Below are 3881 nucleotides of genomic sequence, written 5' to 3' on the forward strand. Positions count from 1 at the left end.
TTGTATAAGCTTTGTTGCGTTGTTTAAGCAGTGAATTTACTAAATAAAACACGAACGGCGAAATTCCGAAGGAATTTCCTAAGTGAGCCAAAACTAGCAATAAAGTTTATACGGTGTTGTGCGTTCGTATTTTATTTTCGTTTATAATATTTGTCAAATTCTTTCATAATATTTGGACTATAAAATTTTTTTGGTGTTCCTGTTTTCATTCTGAAATCCATATATCTTTTTCCACAAAGTTTTTCGTCTTTTTCAATTTCCCTCATAATTTTTCGGAATTCATTACCGAATTTTATGTCTTGATAAGTTGCTTTTAGCTTAGGAACAAGTTCACCTTTAAAAGACCATTGATATTTCGCTGCAAATTGTTCTTCGGCAGACACTTTGACTGTAATTGCATTCGGGTCGTTATTATCGTAACGAACTGCCATACTTTCAATTGATTTTGAGCGAACAAATTTTGTTTCTAAAACTAAACTGATATTATGCTTTTGTTTTAATTCAGAAGGAAAGTCAGTTTCTTTTTTTTCAATATATTTTAATAAGTTTTTATGTTGGTCATCTTCATTTGCTATCGAAAAACTTTCCATTTCATATGAGTGGAAAAATGAAATAGGCATTAAATAAAAATTGTATTGAGTTAAGTCATATGAAAACCAATCGTTAGCAGATTGAACATAACTTTTCAAACTTGCAGTTCCGATTTCCAAAACCTTTTTTTCAAATAATTTACTTTCATTAAAAAAGTGAATTGCATTATCCCTAATCTCAACTAATAATTCAATATTCTCCGATAACCTTGTTTCTAATTTAAGTTTCTTAATTGCAGTGAAAATATCAATTGTCATATAATTTCCTGAACGGTTAACTTTATATTTTGGACGCTTGAATGGTTCTCCATTTTTTTTCTTTGCAGAAGTATCAATGGATTGAATCGATTTTAAGTCATTTTTATTATCGTAAACAATCTTTGCTTTTAAAAGAGTTTCCCAAGCATTAACCATTAAAATAGAAAAACTTTCTTCACGATATTTAAAGTCAGGTTTATTATAAATTTCTATCGCAGAAATAGCTGCATTTACTGATTTTTCAAGTAAGTATGAATATTTTGATTTTCTTGCCATTCTCGGTTTTCACGGATTTTGGTTATATGACGCACAACGGTTTGCATATGGCTTGTGGCGGTTTAGAAGCACTTTTCTGTCCACCGAAACCAAAGCTGGCTACGTAGAGAAAACCTTGCTGGTAGCCGTTCACCCGCCATAAGCTATATGCGTTGTTGTGCTGCGTTTTTTATTTTCTTTTTCTCCAAATTATATATTCTACCTTACATTTTTGAAGTTGCTCTTCAGTCAATTCAAGCTCATCAAGATTTTCCAACATTTCTTCGGTCATTGTAAAGTCACTTATCAATTCGTAATAAATGTTTGAACTATCAGTGTACAAGTATGTGTGTTGGTGGTAATTTGTTGAATTTTTAAAATCGTTGTTTCGCTTTTCCCTGACTTCTTGATATGTGTCTCCCACTCGAACTCCGTATTGGTCAATTGCACTTGAACTTACTATTCTGATTTCATCAAGTTTGAATTTATTATCAGGGTCAAAATTCAAATAAGCAATAGGATTATCATCGTCCTTCAAAATGTCGATATAAGTAAAATCAGGTCCTTCTTGTTGGCCAATATTCGCTTCTACCAAATAAGGTTCGTAATAGTTTTTCAAAGGCATCAACATATTCTTTTCAGGGAAAGGAATTGAAAATGTGTCAAGCGAATTTTCAGAGATTACGATTTCACGATAATCTTTTGTTTGTCCAACTGTTTTTGTTTCAATTTGAGATTCTTCTGTCGGTTTTTTGTCAACCACTTTCTTGTCTTGACTGTTTGTTGAGCAACTTATTAGGCCAATCAGTAATATGTAGAATAGGATTTGTTTCATGTCTTTTTTAATGCAGCACAACGTTTAGGCTAAGGTTAGTACGGGATTAAATTAACATTTAATTTCGGATTAAGCGATTAGCCAAAACTTTTTATTTTGTTTTATCTTTTTCTGTTCTAAAGCCAAATCAAAAGATTTGGCGGACTTTATAAAAATACACTAAACTTTGGATTAAACACCAAAACCCGTATTAATTTTAGCCATTGTTACCTACAGTTTTTATGTCGAAGCATCTACCCAAGTAATTAACGTCCATTTTCCATTTATTTTTTCGAAAATATATTCTGATGAAATTCCATTCTCAATACCACGAAATTCTACAGTTCCTTTATTATCATTAATTTCAATAAATCTTTCATACTCAGGATTAGAAGTTCCGTCTTCAATTAAATGCAATTTATGGTAATCTTTAAGGTTTATTTCCTCTTTCGAATATTCATAGTTCTTTTCAGAATCAGCAAATTCAACTGTCATAGGAAACTTTACTCGGCTTATTTGAAATAAAGAATCTTTATTAAAAAGTTTAAGAAAATCTTTAAAGTTATTGTCAATGTTTGCAATTTGGTTACGCTTAAACTTAACTAATTCAGGTTTAATAATTATCGATTCTTTTTTTCGCGGAAATTTCCCGTGTTCAAAAGTTAGTTCAACACTATTTTCTTTCTTTTCGAGTGTTTTTATTACAACGTCATAAAAGTCCGAAATTACGAACGTTTTATTTTCGTAACCTAATTCAGTCGGTTGGATTAAAATGTGAATATCAGTTTTAGAATTTTCTGTTTCCAGAGGTAAGCTTTGTCCATTATAAAAAGTCATTACTCTCACAAAAAAGTCATTTCCATATTCAGATTTTATTTGGTCAAAATCACGAAGGACTGATTCAAATTCTGATTCAGAGGTTTGAGTGATTTCAGATGTATGTTTATAAACGAAAAAATTGTCTGAAATATCTAAAGTGTCTTTAAAATCCTTTTTGTCAATTAGCTTACGTTCTCCGCTTTTTAATTTTTCCGCAACATTTATTTCAGAGTCCGAAGTTTCCACGAAGCGATAATAATCTGAAGTTTGAGTATTTTCAGATAAACTTTTATCTTTTTTTAAATTATCAATCTGCTTTTGTAATTCTGAAATTTGTTTTTCTTTTTCCGTTAATTTTTTGGTCAATTTTTCCAATTCCGATTGAGTTTGTTTTGAATTACAACTTGCAATTAAAATCAATGTTAAAATTAGTAATGGAATTTTTTTCATAATTGTAGGTAACGTTGTTGTATATGGTTTGTTGCGTGTTTTAAGTAACTAATTTAGTAAATAATTACCGACCAAGAAAGTCCGCGAGGACTTTCGTAAGTAGGTGAGAAGCCAGCAATAAATTATATACGGTGTTGTACTTAGTGCTTTTTCAATATTTCAATCAATTTTGTATTCACATAAACACTTTCTCTTCCAATCTTTTGAGAGGTTAGTATTCCAATTTCTTCCATTTTTTTTAAATATCGTGAAGCGGCCTTTCTTTCTACGTTTAATTTTTCTACAACAAATTCTATTTTAGAATAAGGTTGTTCAAAGAGTAGTTCAATTAATTCTTTTCTGTAAATTTTAGGTTCCTTTTCTTGTGCATATATTATAGTTTTATCCAATAATACTTTAATTGAATTTATTTTCTCAATGGTTCTGTTTGATGTTACTTCAACAGCTTTTAGCATATAAATGATATATTCAGACCATTCATCTTTATTGTTAACTGTATTTAGTAAACGGTAATAATCTGCTTTATTTTCGTTGATATATGAACTTAAATACAAAATAGGAATATCTAAAAGGTCGTTTATAATTAGGTATAAAATATTTAGTATTCTTCCTGCTCTTCCATTTCCGTCATAAAAAGGATGAATACTTTCAAACTGATAGTGTAATATGGCTAAATTAATTAGTGGATTTAAATC

The 3881-nt window shown here is 29.9% G+C and carries 4 protein-coding genes; all 4 read right to left on the reverse strand.

All coding sequences use genetic code 11. The features are described 5' to 3' along the window. Positions 1–131: 131 nt before the first annotated feature. Positions 132–1124 (reverse strand): DUF3644 domain-containing protein, encoded by a 993-nt coding sequence (locus FQU21_RS00695; protein WP_147676095.1) that lies wholly within the window; start codon positions 1122–1124, stop codon positions 132–134. 169 nt (positions 1125–1293) lie between these two features. After that, a complete protein-coding gene (locus tag FQU21_RS00700) occupies positions 1294–1938 on the reverse strand; it encodes a hypothetical protein (protein WP_147676096.1) in 645 nt (214 codons plus the stop codon). A 219-nt stretch (positions 1939–2157) separates the two neighbouring features. Next, positions 2158–3186 (reverse strand): DUF4348 domain-containing protein, encoded by a 1029-nt coding sequence (locus tag FQU21_RS00705; protein WP_147676097.1) that lies wholly within the window; start codon positions 3184–3186, stop codon positions 2158–2160. Positions 3187–3326: 140 nt separating this feature from the next. Then, positions 3327–3881: Fic family protein (locus FQU21_RS00710; protein ID WP_147676098.1), on the reverse strand; the 555-nt coding region annotated here is incomplete at its 5' end.

Source organism: Algibacter pacificus (genome assembly GCF_008033385.1).
In the GTDB taxonomy this organism is placed as follows: Bacteria; Bacteroidota; Bacteroidia; order Flavobacteriales; family Flavobacteriaceae; genus Algibacter; species Algibacter pacificus.